The organism is Roseovarius sp. TE539, assembly GCF_003298505.1.
GTDB lineage: Bacteria > Pseudomonadota > Alphaproteobacteria > Rhodobacterales > Rhodobacteraceae > Roseovarius.
This window is the reverse complement of sequence record NZ_QNGB01000014.1, coordinates 1-18646: the sequence shown is the minus strand read 5'-3', so window position 1 is coordinate 18646 and position 18646 is coordinate 1. Positions and strand designations below refer to the sequence as shown.

At 65.3% G+C, this 18646-nt stretch carries 16 protein-coding genes and 1 tRNA gene; 12 read left to right on the top strand and 5 right to left on the bottom strand.

The window, feature by feature from the left end:
* Positions 1-47 precede the first annotated feature (47 nt).
* From DQW77_RS18500 to DQW77_RS10380, 4 genes are all read left to right on the top strand, one after another.
* The gene (locus DQW77_RS18500) at positions 48-404 is read left to right on the top strand and encodes a DUF1330 domain-containing protein (protein ID WP_309301313.1); all 357 of its coding nucleotides are present in this window, start codon (positions 48-50) and stop codon (positions 402-404) included.
* Positions 401-1459 (top strand): quinone-dependent dihydroorotate dehydrogenase, encoded by a 1059-nt coding sequence (locus DQW77_RS10390; RefSeq protein WP_113258160.1) that lies wholly within the window; start codon positions 401-403, stop codon positions 1457-1459. The genes DQW77_RS18500 and DQW77_RS10390 overlap by 4 nt, the downstream gene beginning before the upstream one ends.
* Before the next feature lie 121 nt (positions 1460-1580).
* The gene (locus DQW77_RS10385) at positions 1581-3215 is read left to right on the top strand and encodes a hypothetical protein (protein ID WP_113258159.1); all 1635 of its coding nucleotides are present in this window, start codon (positions 1581-1583) and stop codon (positions 3213-3215) included.
* 194 nt (positions 3216-3409) lie between these two features.
* Positions 3410-4924, top strand: a complete 1515-nt coding sequence (locus DQW77_RS10380) for a YifB family Mg chelatase-like AAA ATPase (protein ID WP_113258213.1) — start codon at positions 3410-3412, stop codon at positions 4922-4924.
* Here DQW77_RS10380 and DQW77_RS10375 read toward each other — a convergent pair.
* From DQW77_RS10375 to rsmI, 4 genes are all read right to left on the bottom strand, one after another.
* Positions 4911-5801: an alpha/beta hydrolase gene (locus DQW77_RS10375; protein WP_113258158.1), complete on the bottom strand. Its 891-nt coding sequence runs from the start codon at positions 5799-5801 to the stop codon at positions 4911-4913. The two genes, DQW77_RS10380 and DQW77_RS10375, sit on opposite strands and share 14 nt — an antisense overlap.
* Positions 5798-6733: a glutathione synthase gene (gene gshB, locus DQW77_RS10370; RefSeq protein ID WP_113258157.1), complete on the bottom strand. Its 936-nt coding sequence runs from the start codon at positions 6731-6733 to the stop codon at positions 5798-5800. Before gshB ends, DQW77_RS10375 begins: the two co-directional genes overlap by 4 nt.
* A 69-nt stretch (positions 6734-6802) precedes the next feature.
* Entirely contained in the window at positions 6803-7222 is a 420-nt protein-coding gene (locus DQW77_RS10365; protein WP_113258212.1) for a YraN family protein, read from the bottom strand.
* Between the two features lie 99 nt (positions 7223-7321).
* Positions 7322-8185, bottom strand: a complete 864-nt coding sequence (gene rsmI, locus DQW77_RS10360; RefSeq protein ID WP_113258156.1) for a 16S rRNA (cytidine(1402)-2'-O)-methyltransferase — start codon at positions 8183-8185, stop codon at positions 7322-7324.
* A gap of 89 nt (positions 8186-8274) precedes the next feature.
* Between rsmI and DQW77_RS10355 the strand changes: the two genes are divergently transcribed.
* A complete protein-coding gene (locus tag DQW77_RS10355; protein WP_113258155.1) occupies positions 8275-9453 on the top strand; it encodes a penicillin-binding protein activator in 1179 nt (392 codons plus the stop codon).
* A 56-nt stretch (positions 9454-9509) separates the two neighbouring features.
* Positions 9510-12275 carry a [protein-PII] uridylyltransferase gene (locus DQW77_RS10350; protein ID WP_113258154.1) on the top strand — a complete coding sequence of 922 codons (2766 nt, stop codon included), beginning with the start codon at positions 9510-9512 and terminating at the stop codon, positions 12273-12275.
* A gap of 191 nt (positions 12276-12466) precedes the next feature.
* Here the strand turns inward: DQW77_RS10350 and DQW77_RS10345 are convergent, their stop codons facing one another.
* Positions 12467-13054: a TetR/AcrR family transcriptional regulator gene (locus DQW77_RS10345; RefSeq protein WP_113258153.1), complete on the bottom strand. Its 588-nt coding sequence runs from the start codon at positions 13052-13054 to the stop codon at positions 12467-12469.
* A gap of 106 nt (positions 13055-13160) precedes the next feature.
* Here DQW77_RS10345 and DQW77_RS10340 point away from each other — a divergent pair, with 106 nt between their 5' ends.
* From DQW77_RS10340 to DQW77_RS10315, 6 genes are all read left to right on the top strand, one after another.
* Positions 13161-13460: a hypothetical protein gene (locus DQW77_RS10340; protein ID WP_113258152.1), complete on the top strand. Its 300-nt coding sequence runs from the start codon at positions 13161-13163 to the stop codon at positions 13458-13460.
* A 94-nt stretch (positions 13461-13554) separates the two neighbouring features.
* A complete protein-coding gene (locus DQW77_RS10335; RefSeq protein ID WP_113258151.1) occupies positions 13555-14841 on the top strand; it encodes a homoserine dehydrogenase in 1287 nt (428 codons plus the stop codon).
* 62 nt (positions 14842-14903) lie between these two features.
* Entirely contained in the window at positions 14904-15869 is a 966-nt protein-coding gene (glpX, locus tag DQW77_RS10330; protein WP_113258150.1) for a class II fructose-bisphosphatase, read from the top strand.
* Positions 15870-15947: 78 nt separating this feature from the next.
* Complete coding sequence (locus DQW77_RS10325; protein WP_113258149.1) at positions 15948-16508, top strand: cysteine hydrolase family protein; 561 nt, start codon at positions 15948-15950, stop codon at positions 16506-16508.
* On the top strand, positions 16505-18262 hold the full coding sequence (recJ, locus tag DQW77_RS10320; RefSeq protein ID WP_113258148.1) for a single-stranded-DNA-specific exonuclease RecJ: 1758 nt from the start codon (positions 16505-16507) through the stop codon (positions 18260-18262). The genes DQW77_RS10325 and recJ overlap by 4 nt, the downstream gene beginning before the upstream one ends.
* A gap of 89 nt (positions 18263-18351) precedes the next feature.
* Positions 18352-18426, top strand: a tRNA-Glu gene (locus DQW77_RS10315).
* Positions 18427-18646: the final 220 nt, after the last annotated feature.

Below are 18646 nucleotides of genomic sequence, written 5' to 3'. Positions count from 1 at the left end.
CTGCCTTCGACGCGTTCAAATCGCTCGACCGCGACCGACCCGTCGAGATGCTCAATCTCGTGCGCCTGCGGACCCACGCGGCCTACCCGTCCGAGCACCCCCTCGCCGGCGAGGGCCTGGACGGGGCTGACGCCTACCGCCGATACAGCGCCGAAAGCGCCCCTGTTCTCAAGCGTGTCGGTGCTTCGATCGCGTGGCGCGGCGGGTTCGAGGCCACGCTGATCGGTCCGGCCTCGGAATCGTGGGATCACATCTTCGTTGCCCGCTACCCCACCGCGCACGCGTTTCTGGAGATGATCACCGATCCGGCCTATCGCGCCGCCGTCACCCATCGGCAAGCAGCGGTGCGAACGTCGCGGCTGATCCGCTGCCACCCCGCCGAGGCCGGGGATGCCTTCGGATGAGGTGGACCGAAAGCCTTGGCCTGTCGGCCCTGAGCCGGATGGACCCGGAAAATGCTCACAACGTGGCGCTTCTGGCGTTGCGCGCGGGCCTGGTCCCACTGCCCGGCCTGGTGACCTCGCCGCGGCTGCGCTGCCGGCTGGCGGGGCTGAACCTGTCCAATCCCGTCGGGCTCGCGGCCGGATTCGACAAGAACGCTGTCGCCCTTGCACCGCTGTCGCGCGCCGGTTTCGGATTCATCGAAGCCGGCGCCGTCACCCCCCGTCCACAATCCGGAAACCCGCGCCCCCGCCTCTTTCGCCTGCCCGAAGATCACGCGGTGATAAATCGCTTCGGCTTCAACAATGACGGGATGGAGGCAGTGGCCGCGCGTCTGACCAACCGACCCCGCGATGCGGTGATCGGGCTCAACCTTGGCGCCAACAAGGATAGCCCCGACCGGGCCGAGGATTTCGCCCGCGTGCTGGCCCGCTGCGGCACGAGACTGGATTTTGCCACCGTCAACGTCTCGTCACCCAACACCGAGAGTCTCCGCGATCTGCAGGGGCCTGCGGCACTGGCGAAACTGCTGGCCGGAGTGCTGGAAGCGCGCGACTGGCTGGCGACCCCGATCCCGATCTTTCTGAAGATCGCTCCGGACCTGTCGGATGCGGATCTTGCGGATATCGCCGGTGTCGCACAGGAGGCCGGGGTGAACGGCATCATCGCCACCAACACCACGTTGTCACGGGATGGGCTGAAGGACCGCGCGCGGGATCAGGCCGGCGGGCTGTCAGGGGCGCCACTTTTCGAACGTTCCACGCGGGTCATTGCGCGCCTGTCCCGGCTGACCGACGGCAAAATGCCGCTTGTCGGGGTGGGTGGCATCGCCTCCGCGGCAGACGCCTATGCCAAGATCCGTGCCGGAGCAAGCGCGGTCCAGCTTTATACCGCGCTCGGATACCGCGGGCTTTCGCTGGTTCCGGAAATCGCCCGCGGTCTCGATCGCCGGCTCGCTTCCGATGGGTTCGCCGATGTCACCGCCGCTGTCGGCACCCTCCGCGACGCATGGCTGTGACCGGAGGGCGGGGCCGCCACGGCCCCTCACAAGCGCGCTGCACGGGGTTGAAACCGGCACGCCATGCCCTTCCTGTAAAAGGCAGGGTACGGCCGGTTCGGACCGATCAGGGAGGTATCCGATGACGTTGGCCAAAAAGGCATATGGATGGCTCGACGCGGTGGTGTTCGACCTCGTGCGGGAATTGCGATGGTCCTTCCTGCCGCCGCTGATGGTGTATTTCGCCGCCGGGATTCAGGGGCTTACCGCAATCGTCGGCACGTTCTTCGTCAAGGAGTATCTGGGCCTGTCTGCCGCTTTTCTCGCCGGGCTCACCTTCTGGGCGGGTCTGCCCTGGGCGCTGAAGATGCCGATGGGCCATCTTGTGGATATCATCTGGCGATGGAAATGGATGCTTGTCTGGGTCGGCGCCGGTCTCATCGCGACATCGATGATCATCATGGTCCTGCTGATCAGCGATCCCGACATGATGGAGACGATCGCCCCGATCCCTGCCTGGTACGTGACAAGCGTGATCCTGGCGCCCTCGGGCTACGTGGTTCAGGACGCGGTGGCCGACGCCATGTCCGTCGAAGCGGTACCGCGCTTCGACGAAAACGGCGAACCGCTGGACGAAGAGCGTGCCCGCGAACTTCACACCACCATGCAGATGCTCGGACGGGTCGCGATAATCACCGGCGGCGTCGGCGTGTCGCTTCTGAATATCTACATGTTCTCCGGTGTCGAGAGTTTGACCCAGCCCGAAAAGGCCGAGGTTTATGCCGACATCTACCTCCTGGCTCTGGCAATCCCGGTGATTTCGGTTTCAGGCGTTATCCTGGCGGCACTACAGAAACGTCTGGCCGCACGTCGCCTGCGACAGCGCGGGGCGGACGCGAACGAAATCGCCCTGCTTTTCGAACGTCCCGGCGAACCAACCGAACCGAACCAGTGGTATTTCATCGGCGGCGGCGCTTTCGTGGCACTGTCGCTTGCCGTCGGGTTGTCCGGCATTCCTTTCAGTCAGGAAATCGTCTTCGCCGGGTCCTTCGCGATCATCGTCTTTCTCATGCGACAGCTCGTACAGTTCCTGCCGCCCGAAAAGGGCAGCGCGCTGATCGGCACCGCGGTGATCATCTTCGTTTTCCGCGCCGTGCCCCTGCCTGGCCCCGGCGCGACGTGGTTCAGCATCGACGAGTTGGGCTTCGATCAGCAATTCCTCTCGGTGCTGTCGCTCATCGCCTCGGTTCTCACGCTTGTGGGTATGTTCGTGTTGCGTCCGCTGATGGCGACACGGCCACTGACCTTCATCGTCATAATTCTGACCGTGGCGGGCGGCATCATGCTTCTGCCGAATATCGGGCTCTACTACGGATTCCACGAGATCACGGCACCGATGACCGCCGGTGTGGTCGACGCGCGTTTCATCGCGATCATCGACACCGCGATCGAGTCGCCGCTTGGACAGATCGCAATGATCCCGATGTTGGCATGGATCGCCCGCAACGCGCCCGCGAACCTCAAGGCCACCTTCTTCGCCGTGATGGCGTCGTTCATGAACCTCGCGCTTTCAGCCAGCAGCCTGGCCACGAAATACCTCAACCAGATCTTCACCATTACCCGCGAGGTCAGGGACCGCGACAGCGGACAGATCATGACACCCGCTGATTACTCGGAACTCGGGATGCTCCTTGTCACGGTTCTGACAATCACCGTCGCGGCGCCTCTCCTGGCTATCCTCGTGGTGCAGAAAAGCCCGCTCAAGACCCCGGATTGACCGCCTCGGCGACGGAGACATTCCAAAGCAAGGCGTGCCAGCCCGGCACGATGGCGCCGATACCAGACGGGCCGGCCCCGTTTCCGGGTGCGTGCGGGCAGCAGCGGGAAAGGGGCATTAACCATTCCTAAACCAGCCGCGCGTTAATGGTTAACGACACGGGTCGGCAGGGTCCGTCGGCAAGGGGAAAGATCATGGTCGCGCGCGCCTATACGGTGGCATTCGAAGGGGTGGAGGCGCGCCCGGTCGAGGTGCAATGCGCGGTGAACCCCGGTCTTCCGGCATTTTCCGTCGTCGGTTTGCCCGACAAGGCGGTCAGCGAGGCGCGGGACCGGGTGCGCACGGCGCTCAGCGCGATGGCCATCGCGCTGCCCTCCAAGCGCATCACCATCAACCTGAGTCCCGCCGATCTGCCCAAGGAGGGCAGCCATTTCGACCTGCCGATCGCGCTTGCCCTCCTGGCCGCGCTCGAGATCATTCCCGAGGACGCGGTCGAGGGCACCACCTCCCTTGGCGAGTTGTCACTCGACGGCACGTTGATACCTGTCGTTGGCGCCCTGCCCGCCGCGATGGCCGCCGCCGAAGACGCACGCACGCTCTTGTGCCCCCGTGCATCCGGGGCGGAGGCGGCCTGGGTCGGCGCCGCGCAGGTTCTGGGGGCGGGCACCCTGACGGATGTCGTGCGCCATTACACGGGACAATCGCCCCTGCCGCCCGCTGAACCGGGAGAGGTGACAGGCGATGCGGGCACACGCGACCTCTCCGACGTCAAGGGTCAGGAACGCGCCAAGCGCGCACTTGAAATCGCGGCCGCCGGGCGCCACCACCTGATGATGGTTGGCACCCCCGGTTCGGGCAAGTCCATGCTTGCCGCGCGCCTGCCCGGCATCCTGCCCCCTCTGAGTGCCGCCGAGGCGCTCGAGACCTCGATGATCCATTCTCTCGCGGGCCTTCTGGACGAAGGCGGGATCAGCCGCGCGCGCCCCTTCCGGGAACCGCACCATACCGCATCGATGGCTGCGATCGTCGGCGGCGGGCGGCGCGCCTCACCGGGGGAGATAAGCCTCGCGCATAACGGCGTGCTCTTCATGGACGAGTTTCCCGAATTTCCGCGCACCGTGCTGGAAACCCTGCGCCAGCCGATCGAGACCGGCGAAGTCATGGTCGCCCGCGCCAATGCACATGTGAAATATCCCTGCCGCTTCATGCTGGTGGCCGCCGCCAACCCCTGCAAATGCGGCTACCTGCCCGACCCCGCCCGCGCCTGCGCCCGCGCGCCCCAGTGCGGAGAGGATTACATGGGCCGTATCAGTGGCCCCTTGATGGACCGCTTCGATCTGCGTGTCGAGGTGCCCCCGGTCGCGTTTTCCGATCTCGACATGCCTGCCACGGGCGAAGACTCCATGACTGTGGCCGCGCGAATCGACGCCGCCCGAAACCACCAGACGGCCCGTTTCAGTGCATCACCGACACCGCGGCTGAATGCGGATTCCGAAGGCGCGGCGCTTGAGAAAATCGCCGCTCCCGACGCCGAAGGGCGGGCCCTGATCAACCGGGTCGCGGAACGCTTCGGGCTTTCGGCCCGTGGCTATCACCGGGTTCTGCGCGTGGCGCGCACCATCGCTGATCTCGATGGATCGGAAGATTTGCGCCAGCCCCACGTGGCCGAAGCGGTAAGCTTTCGCCTGCCCGCTCTCAGAGATGCCTGATCCAGGCCGCCGCTGTCCGCAGGCTCGTGCGGGCTTCGGGAAGGATATTATGGAAGATCGGCCAGACATGCGGCAAGTCGTGCTCGATCAAGCAAGAGACGTCTACGCCGCATTCGCGCAGCCGTTCGGCCAGTCGCCGGGTGTCGTCCAGGAGGATTTCGGTATCGCCTGCCGTCACCCAAACCGGCGGCGCACCGGTGAAATCGCCGAACAGCGGCGATGCGCGCGGATCGCGTGGATCATAGTCACCAAGATACAGCCCCACCATTTCCTCGGCACGGTCCGCGGGCAGCAGCGCGTCGGCACGCGCGTTACCGGATACACTCCGGCCCGAGAAGGTCAGATCGGTCAGCGGCGAGAACAACACGCAGCCGCGCGGTTTGGTCAGGCCCTGCCGCGTGATCTCCAGCAAGGCCGACAGGGCCAGCCCGCCACCGGCACTGTCACCTCCGATCACCACGCCGCCGGGACGTTCGGCCACCGCACGATAGGCGGCCACAACATCATCCACCGCCGCGGGAAAGGGATCTTCGGGTGCCTTTCGATAATCCGGCAGGCATGCGGGCAGGCCGCTGAACCGTGAAAGGGCGGCCAGCATCGCCCGATGGGTCCCGGGTGAGCCGAAAACGAAGGCACCCCCATGGAAATAGAGAAGCAGCGGCCCGGCATCCTCCGCAACGCCGCGGGCGCGCACCCATTGGGCCGGAATGCCCGCCACCGGCCGCGCCTCGAAGATCGTGCCGCGCGGGGCGTGGAAATAGAGCCGCGATTTCCGCTCGAATCCACGCCTCACCCGGATCGGATCCTCAACCCGGGCCAGGAACGGCTTCTCGACAAGCCGCAACCAGGTGTTGAGCAGGCCAGCGACGATGCTCACGCGCGCTTTTTCTCGATCGAGTTCCAGATCTGCCCGGCCACGTTGATGCCGTCGAATCGTTCGAGTTCCTGTATGCCTGTCGGTGACGTCACGTTTATCTCGGTCAGGTAGTCGCCGATCACGTCGATCCCGACGAACACCTGCCCCTTGTCGCGCAGCCGCGGACCAATCGCGGCGCAGATCTCGTGATCGCGGTCGGTCATCGTGACCTTCTCGGGCCGGCCACCCACATGCATGTTCGACCGGGTCTCGCCGGCACCGGGAATACGGTTGATGGCGCCGGCGGGCTTGCCATCCACGAGGATGACGCGTTTGTCGCCCCTGCTGATTTCGGGCAGGTATTTCTGCACGATAAGCGGCTCGCGCGAGAAGCCGGTGAACATTTCGTGCAGTGAGCTCAGATTGCGATCGGATTCAGCCAGGTGAAAGACACCGGCCCCGCCATTGCCGTAAAGCGGTTTCAGGATCACGTCGCCATAGCGGTCGCGGAACGCCCGGATGGTGGCCAGATCACGGGCGATGGTCGTGGGGGGCATCAACTCCGGAAAATCGAGGATCAGAAGCTTCTCGGGGAAGTTGCGCACCCAGAACGGATCATTGACAACCAGGGTTCCCGGCCCGAGCCGCTGAAGCAGATGGGTGGTGGTGATGTAATGCATGTCGAAGGGGGGATCCTGCCTGAGCCACACCACATCGAAATCCGCAAGATCAACGACCACCTCATCCCCGAGAGTGAAATGATCGCCCTTCACACGGCGCACGTTCAGGGACCGGCCTCGCGCGGTGATCCGGCCCTCATCATAGGCCAGCATGTCAGGCGTGTAGTAGAAAAGCTCATGGCCGCGCGCCTGCGCCTCCTCCGCCAGTCGGAACGTGCTGTCGGCATCAATGTCGACGGGTTCGATCGGGTCCATTTGAAAGGCAATCTTCATGGCTGCACCTGCGCCCCCGGTGATTTTCCTTGCCAGTCCTAAATGGTCCAAGCGGGCGACGGGCGCAATTCAGAAATGACCGAAGGCATTTTCCAGCACACGGACCACGCCCTGCCCGTTCACCACCGCCATATCGAACCGGACGTCGGCCAGCTGCCCTTCGGGCACATGGCCCAGGTACTCTGCCGCAGCGGCCCGGATGCGGCGCTTCTGCGTCGTTTGCAGCCGTTTCATGGCCTCCTCGAAACTGCGCGCTTTCTTGACTTCGCAGAAGATGTATATCCCGTCTCGGCACAGGATCAGGTCGATCTCGCCGCCCTGCCCGCGCCAGCGTCTTGCCAGCACTTCGGCACCGCCTGCAATGTATTCCGCCGCCACGGACCTCTCGGCGCAGTCGCCCGACAGCCAGGCACGCCGGCCGGCCCAGCTTCGTGGCGTCCCCGCCGGCACCCCGGCGTTGCTGAAATTCACCTCCCTGCGTGACGTCATGCCGTATCCATCATCCATCCCCTCATTCGCCGCGCCGCACCCCGGTCGGCCGGAGCCAGCTACGGTCCCGCCCTGCCACAAGGAGAGCACCTGCAAAGGTCAACCCTGATCATCCGCCAGCTTGAGGGCAAGCTGGTAGACCCGTCGCCGCGGCAGCCCCAGATCAGCCGACACGCGATCGGCCGCATCGCGCACCGAACGCGTCGCGAGGGCTTCGCTCAATCTCGCTTCTAGGTCGGAATCTTTAACGCTCAATGAATCCGGCCTGTCCACCAACACCACGATCTCGCCCTTGAGGGTGCGCTCGGCGCATTGCGCGGCCAGATCCTCAAGCGTGCCGCGCAGTACTTCCTCGAATTTCTTGGTCAGTTCGCGGCACAACGCCGCCTGCCGGTTGCCGCCCAGTACCGCCGCGGCGTCGCGCAGCATCGCCGCCGCACGCTTGGGCGATTCGAAAAAGATCAGTGTCGCCGGCACCGCGGCAAGTTCGGAAAGGGCGGTTTTCCGCCGGGAGACGGCGGCAGGCAGAAACCCCGCGAAAAGGAACCGGTCAGTAGGCAGGCCCGACAATGTCAGCGCGGCAATCGCCGCCGACGGTCCCGGCGCAGACACCACGGCATGGCCGCCGGCAACCGCCGCGCGCACAAGATCAAAACCCGGATCAGCCACCATCGGCGTACCCGCCTCGGCCGCGTAGACAACCGATTTTCCCGCCTCCAGCGCCGCCAGCAAACGCGGCCGTGCCCGGGGACCGTTGTGATCGTGATAGGCGATCATCGGTCGCTGGCCTGGCGCGATCCCGTGAAGTTCCATAAGGCGCCGCAAGCTGCGCGTGTCCTCGGCTGCGATGACCTCCGCGCCGGCAAGGATGTCCAGCGCCCTGAGCGTGATGTCCCGCGCAGCGCCGATCGGTGTCGCCACCAGGTACAATCCCGGTGCCAGCGCCTGTGTTTCTGGATTCATCACTGGACCCGCCCCGCATGACGTTTATTATCGCCTCCGATTGCGGGGGCGCCTTGGCGCACCTGCCGACAACGGAGTAGTACAAGCCCATGTTTGCCGTTTTGCCCACCGCCCGCAAGCTGTTAAGCCGCCTGACGATCCTGCTTGCCCTCACCTGGCTTGCAGCCTGTCAGCCGACCGGCCTGACCGGTACCGGCGGCGGCCCCTCGATCAACCCGTCCGCGCCAGTGCCGGTGGCGCTTCTGGTGCCGCACGGGGCGGCTGACGAAAACGAGCAGAAACTCGCCCGGGACCTGGAGAATGCCGCGCGCATGGCGGCCTCTGATCTTCAGGGCGTGCAGATCGACCTGCGTATTTATGGAACCGCGGGACAGCCTGAAAAGGCCCGCGAAGCAGCCCTTGCCGCCGTCTCCGACGGCGCACGGATCATCGTTGGTCCCCTTCACGCCGAAGCCGCCCGTGCCGCGGCCGCCGCGGCGGGGCGGGGTGTCAATGTGCTGGCCTTTTCGAACAATACCCGGATTGCCGGCGGCAACCTCTTCGTGCTCGGCCACACCTTCGAAAATTCCGCCCGCCGCCTGACCCGGTATGCCGTGAGCCGGGGCAAGTCGCGTTTCCTCGCGGTGCATGCCGAAAATCTCGCCGGTGATGTGGGACGCGCTGCGATCGAAACTGCGGTTCTGGATACCGGGGCGCAGCTTGTCGGCTCTGTCAGCCACGCTTTCAATCAGGATGACGTGATCGGCGCCGTGCCCCGAATCGTCGAGGAAGCCGAGGCAGGCGAGGCAGATGCCGTTTTCCTGGCGTCCAACACGGCCGGGGCGTTGCCGCTCTTCACCCAGATGCTTCCCGAAAGCGGGCTCGACCCCGACGAGGTGCAGTATATCGGGCTCACCCGCTGGGACAAACCGCCACAGACCCTGGCCCTGCCCGGCGTTCAGGGGGGCTGGTTCGCGTTGCCCGACCCGGCCAAGAGTGCCGCGTTCCAGGCCCGCTTCAAGGAGGCGCACGGGGCTGCGCCGCATGCCATTGCCGGTCTGGCCTATGACGGGATCGCCGCCATCGGCGCGCTTGTCAGGCAGGGCCGGCGCGATGCCCTCACGCATGGTGGCCTCACCCAGCCCGCCGGCTTCCAGGGGGTCGAAGGGGTTTTCCGCCTGCGTGCCGACGGCACCAACGAACGCGGGCTCGCGGTGGCCACCGTGATTGACCGGAAGGTCGAGGTGATCGACCCGGCGCCACAAGGCTTCGGCCGGAGCGGGTTCTGATCCGCGATTCCGGTCGCGCAAGCGTCGCCACAGCAAGAGACCGAGCCTGGAGACTCATGAAAGACCTTACCCGCGGTCCGGAAAATCTGATTTGCCCCGCCGCCGAGATCTTCGATGCCGACGCGATTCATGATCAATTGCAGGACGCCGCGCAAAGCCATGCAGGTGATGCGGCCGCGCTGCGCCGCGGAATCGTATCTGTTCTGGGCAACGCACTCGGGGAGGGACGCGCCGCCATCGCGAAAGGCTTCGCGGACAAGCCCTTCGCGGCCCGGCCGACCACCCGTGCCTATACCTGGCTGACGGATTGCGTGATCCTGACCGCACTCGACTGCGTCACCCGGCACATGCACCCGTTGCCCACGCCCACCGACTCCGAACGCATCGCGGTGCTTGCGGTCGGCGGATACGGGCGCGGCGAGATGGCACCGCATTCGGATGTGGACCTTCTGTTCCTTACCCCCTGGAAGATCACCCCCTGGGCCGAGAGTGTGATCGAGAGTATGCTCTATATACTTTGGGATCTGCGCCTCAAGGTGGGACATTCCAGCCGTACCATCGCCGATTGCCTGAGGCTGGGCGGCAGCGATTTCACCATACGCACCGCGCTCCTGGAGCACCGATTTCTCGCCGGCGATGCCGACCTGGCCGCAGAGCTGGATGCCAAGCTGCGCGACGACCTCTTCAAGGGAAGCGAGCGCGCCTTCATCGAGGCCAAGCTCGCAGAGCGCGACACAAGGCATGAAAAGCAAGGCCAGCGCTATGTGGTCGAACCCAATGTGAAGGAAGGCAAGGGCGGGCTGCGCGACCTGCAATCGCTGTTCTGGATCGCCAAGTACCTGCACCATGTCCGCCATGTGCGCGAGCTGGTGGAACTGGGCATGTTCACCGAAGAGGAGTTCGATACCTTCGCGCGGGCCGAAAGTTTCCTCTGGGCGGTGCGGTGCCATCTTCACCTGGTCACCGGGCGCCCCGGCGATCAGCTTACCTTCGACCTGCAGGTGGAGGTGGCCGAGCGTATGGGCTACCGCGATACGGCCGGACGCCGCGGGGTCGAACACTTCATGCAGGACTATTTCCGTCACGCGACCGCTGTGGGCGACCTGACCCGTATATTCCTCACCAAGCTGGAGGCCGCTCATGTCAAGTCGGAACCACTGTTGCAACGTCTCTTCCGTCGCAAGAAGAAGCTCAAACAGGGCTACACGGAAATCCACGGCCGTCTTGCGATCACGGATGACACCGCATTCCTGACGGACAGGCTGAACCTGTTGCGCATCTTCGAGGAAGGGCTGCGCACCGGCCTTTTGATCCACCCTGACGCGATGCGCCTCGTGACTGCCAATCTGAACCTGATCGACGACGCGCTGCGCAACGATGCCCGGGCGCAGAAACTTTTCCTCGATCTGCTCCTCAGGCATGGCAACCCGGAGCGGGCGCTGCGCCGCATGAACGAACTCGGGGTTTTGTCGGCCTTCATCCCGGAGTTCGAACCCGTGCGCGCGATGATGCAGTTCAACATGTATCACAGCTATACGGTGGACGAGCATATCATCCAGTGCATCAGCCACCTGTCGCGGATCGAACGCGGACGCCTCGAGGAGGAATTGCCCGTTGCCTCCTCAATACTCGGGGAGGGCGTGAACCGCAGGGTGCTCTACGTGGCGATGCTCCTGCATGATATCGGCAAGGGCCGTGACGAGGATCATTCCATTCTCGGTGCCCGGATCGCGCGCAAGGTGTCGATGCGGATGGGGCTGAAGCCCCGCGAAGTTGACACGGTGGAATGGCTGGTGCGCTATCATCTGCTGATGTCGGACATGGCCCAGAAACGTGATATCGCGGATCCCCGCACGGTGCGCGACTTTGCCAAGGCGGTCCAGACCAGGGAGAGGCTCGACCTTCTGTGTGTGCTTACCGTCTGCGATATTCGCGGCGTCGGACCGAACACCTGGAACAACTGGAAAGCCTCGCTGCTGCGTGCCCTGTACCGCCAGACCCGCCGGGCGCTGGAGGGCGGGCTGGAGGATCTGAACCGCGAACAGCGCGGCTCGGACGCCAAGCGCAACCTGCGCGAGGCCCTGTCAGACTGGGACGCGAAGGCGCTCAAGGCAGAGACCGCGCGCCACTATCCACCTTACTGGCAGGGGCTGCACGTCACGGCCCACGTGGTTTTTGCGCGGCTGTTGCGCGATCTGGAGGCCGACGAAATCGCCATTGATCTGGCCATAGACGAGGACCGTGACGCCACTCGCGCCTGTTTCGCGCTTGCCGATCATCCCGGCATCTTCGCACGTCTCGCCGGCGCCCTGGCGCTGGTCGGGGCGAACGTGGTCGATGCCCGCACTTATACTTCAAAGGATGGTTTCGCCACCGCGGCTTTCTGGATCCAGGATGCCGACGGCCACCCCTACGAAGCCGACCGTCTTCCGCGGCTCCGCGAGGTGATCCTCAAGACCCTGCGCGGCGAGGTCGTGGCCGCCACCGCCATCAAGGATCGCGACCGCATCCGCAAACGCGAGCGCGCTTTCCGGGTACCCACCCACATAACCTTCGACAACGAAGGCTCCGAAATCTACACGATCATAGAGGTCGATACCCGCGACCGCCCCGGGCTGCTCTACGATCTCGCCCGCACGCTGGCAAACGCGCATGTCTACATCAATTCCGCCGTCATCGCGACCTATGGTGAGCAGGTGGTGGATACCTTCTACGTCAAGGACATGTTCGGGCTGAAGTTCCATTCCGAAGCCAAGCAGAAGGCACTGGAACGCAAACTGCGCGAAGCGATCGAACAGGGCGTCGAACGCGCCACCGCCTGAGCCGGCAGGCGCGTTCTAGACTGCGTTGCACCGGGTCGGAGCCTCCCGCCCGTCGCACTTGCGACGGGCATGGCCCGCATGTGACCGCGCTGCGGATCCCAACGAACGAAGGGGGCGAGCCGATGCGCGACGCGATCCTCGAAGGGCGTCGGCGCATTGACCCCTGACCCCGGTTGACGGCCACGCGCAGATCACGCCGCGACCGCCTTGCGCACCATCGGCCAGTACACCTCCTCCACCTCTGGCAGGCTCAACCGGCCTTCGGGGCGGAACCAGGTGTTCACCCCTGTCAGCATCGCGATCAACGCCATCGCGGCGATCCTGGGTTCGCTTACGCCGAATACGCCGGACGTCACGCCGCGCCGCAGGATATCGGCCAGATGATCCTCGTAACGGCGTCGAAGCCCCTCTATGACCTCGAAATTCGCCGCCTCCAGGTTACGCAGTTCCATGTAAGAGATGAAGACGGCCTCGGGCCGTTCGGCATGGAACCGGATGTGAAACCGCGTAAACGTCTCGAGCGCCCTGACCGGCTGCGACGGCTGTGGCTGCGCCTCCAAAGCCTGCAGGAGCGTGTCCATGTGCTGTTTCATCAAGTCAAAAAGCAGGCTTTGCTTGTCGGGTGTGTAGTTGTAGAGCGCCCCTGCCTGCAAACCGACCTCCGTCGCGATGCGCCGCATTGATACCGCCGCGTATCCATGCCGCGCGAACAGGGCCAGCGCCGCCTCTCTGACGCGCGGTCCGGTGATATCGGAATGGGAGCCATGGGTGCGTGCCATCCGTCAGATTTAACTGAACGTATGTTCAGATCAAAGCCCCGCCTTGCCCCGGGGCGGGAATCAATGCGATGTATGTCGCGCAAGCAACTCCCGGAGTTAACGGCCCATGCCCCGATCGCTGCCCGCCCTCCTGATCTGCGTTGCGGTGCTCCTTGCGGGATGCACCAGGTTCCCCGAACTTGCGGGGACGATCGAACCACAAGCGCGGACGGCCGGCTACCCCTCGCTTCTGACCGTGGATGAACTCGCGGCCCTTTCCGCCGAGACCGGCGCGACCCCGGGCAAGACCACGGCCCCGGAAACCCCGGATGCGCGGATCGCGCGCCTGAAGGCCCGCGCGGCACGGCTGCGCGGCGGGGTGATCGACCAGGAGACCCGTGCCCGCATGGAGGCCGGCGTGGAGTAGCGCCACGGGCCGGAAAACCCGCGTTGCAAGGCCGGTCCGAACCCGTTACATCGCCATCCCATACCCCTGTTTCGCGGATGATCGGAGTTTATTGATGACCCAACCCTTGCGCCTCGGACTCGCCGGTTTGGGCACTGTCGGCACCGGCGTCGTGCGGATCGTGCGCCAGAAGGCCGACCTGCTTGCGGCCCGCGCTGGCCGGCCCGTCACGATCACCGCGGTTTCGGCCCGCACACGCGATACCGACCGGGGTGTGCCGCTTTCGGAATACGACTGGGAAGACGACCCGGTGGCGCTGGCACGGCGCGACGACGTCGACGTTCTGGTTGAACTGATGGGTGGCAGCGACGGGCCCGCCAAGGCGGCGACCGAGGCAGCGATCGCGGCAGGAAAAGATGTGGTTACCGCCAACAAGGCAATGCTGGCGCATCATGGTCAGGCCCTCGCCGAGGCCGCCGAGGCCGCCGGCCGGTTGATCCGGTTCGAGGGAGCGGTCGCCGGTGGCATCCCCGTGATCAAGGTCCTGACCGAGGGGTTGGCAGGCAACGACATCACCCGCGTCATGGGGGTTATGAACGGCACCTGCAACTACATCCTGACCCGCATGCAAGCGACCGGCCTGCCTTACGCGGACGTCTTCGAGGAGGCACGGCAACTGGGCTTTCTCGAGGCGGACCCGACGCTGGACGTGGGCGGAATCGACGCCGGTCACAAGCTTGCCCTGATGGCGGCCATCGCCTTTGGCTGCCGGGTGGACTTCGATGCTGTCGAACTGGAGGGGATCGAGCGCATCACCATCGAGGACATACGTCACGCCGCCGACATGGGATTCCGCATCAAGCTTCTGGGTGTCAGCCAGATGACCGGCCGCGGACTGGAACAACGCATGTCGCCCTGCCTGGTGCCCGCCGACAGCCCTCTGGGACAACTGGAAGGCGGTACCAACATGTGCGTGATCGAAGGTGACCGCGTGGAACAGATCGTGCTGCGCGGCCCCGGTGCCGGCGAAGGCCCGACCGCAAGCGCGGTGATGGGTGATGTCATGGACATCGCCCGCGGCATGCGCATTTCAACGTTCGGTCAGCCGGCCGCATCCCTGGCGCAGGCGCGTCCCGCCCAGGCCGCCACGCCCGCGCCTTTCTACCTGCGGATGGCCTTGCAGGACAAGCCGGGCGCATTGGCCAAGGTCGCCACCGTCCTGGGCGAGGCGGGCGTCTCGATCGACCGGATGCGACAGTACCGGCATGACGCCAGCACCGCGCCGGTGCTGATCGTGACGCACAAGACCACGCGCAATGCCCTTGACACCGCTCTGGTCGCGATGCGCAAGCTTGACGTCATGGCCTACGCCCCGGTCGCGCTGAGGATCGAAAGCGTCTGAGCCGCACTTGTACCGCCGCACATGCGCGGCTAGAGCTTCTTGAGGGATGGAGGGATTTTCGTATGGCCGAAACGATTGATTTCAATGACCGCATGCTTTCGCTTGGCCTGGCCCGCGTCTCGGAGGCCGCCGCTCTGGCCTGCGCCGACCTGATCGGGCGCGGCGACGAGAAGGCGGCGGACCAGGCGGCGGTCAACGCCATGCGCGAACAGCTCAACCTGCTCAATATCAAGGGCACGGTGGTCATCGGCGAGGGAGAGCGCGACGAGGCGCCGATGCTCTTCATCGGCGAGCAGGTGGGCCGCCGCGATGGCCCTGCCGTGGACATCGCGCTGGATCCTCTGGAAGGGACGACCCTGACGGCAAAGGCGATGCCCAATGCGCTGACGATCATCGCCATGGCCCCGCGCGGGACACTGCTCCATGCGCCGGATGTCTACATGGACAAGCTGGCCATCGGCCCGGGGTTTCCCGATGACGCCGTTTCCCTGGAGATGAGCCCCCGGGAACGGGTCGAGGCACTGGCCGACGCAAAGGGATGCAAACCCTCTCAGATCACTGTCTGCGTGCTGGAACGCCCCCGCCACCAGGAAATCATCGACGATATCCGCGGCACCGGCGCGGCTGTCTTCCTGATCACCGACGGCGATGTGGCTGCGGTCATGCACTGCGCGGAGTCGCGGCTGACGGGGATCGACATGTACATGGGGCTCGGAGGCGCGCCCGAAGGGGTATTGGCCGCCGGCGCACTCAAATGCATGGGAGGTCAGATGTGGGGACGCCTGACATTCCGCAACGACGACGAACGCACCCGCGCGGCCAATGCCGGCATTACCGATCTGGACCGGATCTACGCCCGTGACGACATGGTGACCGACCAGGTGATCATTGCCGCCACCGGGGTGACCGACGGGTCCGTGGTCGCGGGCGTCAAGCGGCGCCCCGGTTACGTCGAAACCGAGACGATGCTCATGCGCTCGCGCACCGGATCCCTGCGGCGGATGACCTATCGCAGCCGCCTGGAGTAGGGCCGGAACAGGCGCGGACCAACGGCGCAACACCAACGACCCCCCGGAGTATTTCGGGAAAGATGAAGAGGGGCCGCGATGGCCGGGTTGCTGCTCATCGACATTCAGACCGGGTTTGACGCCCCCCTGTGGGGCGCGCGCAACAATCCCCATGCCGAGGCGCAGGCCGCGCGGTTGCTTGCGCGATGGCGCGAGACGGATGCGCCGGTGATCCATGTCCGCCACCTCAGTACCGAGCCGCAAAGCCCGCTGTCGCGGGCCAACGGAGGCACCGATTTCAAGCCCGAGGTCCTGCCACGGAGCAGCGAACCTATATTCGAGAAATCCGTCAACGCGGCCTTTGTCGGGACAGCACTGGAAGCGCATCTGCGGCGGGAAGGGATCGGCAAGCTGGTGGTCTGCGGACTGACGACACCACACTGCGTGTCGAGCACCGTGAGAATGGCCGCCAATCTGGGCTTCCTCGTAACCCTGGCGCACGATGCCTGTGCCGCGTTCCCGGAAAATGCAGATACCAGCTGGAACAGATCCCTTTCGCCGCAATCGGCCACCTCCGTGCATGAGGCTGCGGTTTCGCAGCTTCACGGCGAGTTTGCCCGGGCCAGGAGCTGCGACCACATTCTGACTGCCGGATCATGAGCTTTCTCGGAGTTGACGCATCACTGACCGGACGGCGCTGGTGCGGGCCGTCGCCCGAAACCGACCGGATGGCGGAGGCGATCGCGCAGGATACCGGGTTGCCGCGCCCGCTGTGCCAGACGCTGGCGCGGCTGGGTGTCCCTCCCGCGGACGCCCGGGCATACCTGCAACCACAACTGCGCGATCTCATGCCGGACCCGCGTCGCCTTCTGGACATGGAAAATGCCGCCGCCCGTTTTCTTTGCGCTGTCACGAACCGCGAGCGTATCGCGATCTTCGCCGATTACGACGTGGATGGCGGCGCCAGCGCGGCCCTTCTCGTTGACTGGCTGCGGCAGATGGGCCGGACGGCCACGCTCTATGTACCGGACCGCATCGACGAGGGCTACGGCCCCAACGAGCCGGCCATGGCCGACCTGGCCGCACGGCACGATCTTATCCTGTGCGTCGATTGCGGAACCCTCAGCCATGCGGCAGTGGCCGCCGCGCAGGGCGCCGACGTGGTGATCCTTGACCATCATCTGGGCGGAGAGACCCTGCCCCGCGCCCTCGCCGTGGTCAATCCCAACCGCCAGGATGAAACCGGGGACCTTGCGCATCTGTGCGCCGCCGCGGTCGTGTTCCTGATGCTGGTCGAGGCCGGGCGCCAACTCCGGGAGGCCGGGCATCAGGGCCCCGACCTGATGGCGATGCTCGATCTGGTGGCCTTGGCGACAGTGGCCGACGTGGCCCCGCTCAAGGGCGTCAACCGCGCCTTCGTGCGCCAGGGTCTTAAGGTCATGGCCCGACGGGCACGGCCCGGACTCGTGGCGCTTGCGGACGTCGCGAAGCTCGACAGCGCGCCCGACAGCCACCACCTCGGGTTTCTGCTCGGGCCGCGGGTCAATGCCGGGGGCCGTATCGGACGTGCCGACCTTGGCGCGCGCCTGCTGGCCTGCGACGACCCCGATGAAGCCCGCGCGATGGCCGAGCGCCTGGAGACACTCAACTCCGAGCGCCGCGAGATCGAGGCGGGCGTACGCGCAGCGGCTCTTGCCCAGGCCGAGACGCGCGGACTGGAGGCTCCGCTTGTCTGGGCGGCCGGTGAAGGCTGGCACGCCGGGGTGGTGGGGATCGTCGCGGCGCGGCTCAAGGAGGCCACGAACCGGCCCGCCGTCGTCATCGGGCTGGACGGGGACGAGGGCAAGGGCTCCGGCCGGTCGGTGAGCGGCGTGGACCTTGGCGCCTGCGTGCAGAAACTCACCGCCGAAGGCTGGCTCATCAAGGGTGGCGGGCATCGCATGGCCGCGGGCCTGACGGTCTCGCGCGACAGGCTCGACGGTGCCATGATACGCCTTTCCGAACTGCTGGAACGGCAGGGCGCCGGCCGCACCGGACCTGCGGACCTGAAGATCGACGGTTTGCTCATGCCCGGTGCCGCGGATGTCGCGACCATAGAGCAGATCGAGGGGGCGGGTCCCTTCGGTGCCGGGGCACCCGCCCCGCGCTACGCGATCTCGGACCTGCGCGTCGGGTTCGCCCGGCGGGTGGGTGACAACCACCTGAAACTGCGCCTTGATGACGGCATCGGCACGCACCTCGATGCAATTGCCTTCGGCGCCTTCGAAACGGCCCTCGGACCCGCACTGGAAGACCATGGCGGCGCACGCTTCCACGTTGCCGGAAAGCTCGAAGTCAACACTTGGGGCGGACGCCGCACCGTACAATTGCGCCTGGAAGATGCCGCGCCTGCGAGGCCGGCCGGCGCGATCTGAAAGCCGGTAACCGTAGGAAGCGAATTTTGCACGAATCCCTCTTGCGTCATCGGCGGCTTTTGCCTAGGAAACGCCTCACGCTTGAACGTGGCCCGTTCGTCTATCGGTTAGGACGCCAGGTTTTCAACCTGGAAAGAGGGGTTCGATTCCCCTACGGGCTACCACTTCTTCCAGATTTTTGTTGTGTCCCATTTGGTTACTCCATCGTGTTGCTAACCTGATTGGGGTGGTTAGCAGATTTCGGATTTCTTTCGGTGTGACCTGCCCCCGCAAAACCGGGCCATTCAAAAGTAGAGTTTGTTCTCGTAACGTTCAAAGCGACGAGGAGAACAGACGATGCGCAAATCACGCTTCACCGAAGAACAGATTGTCGGGATCCTGCAG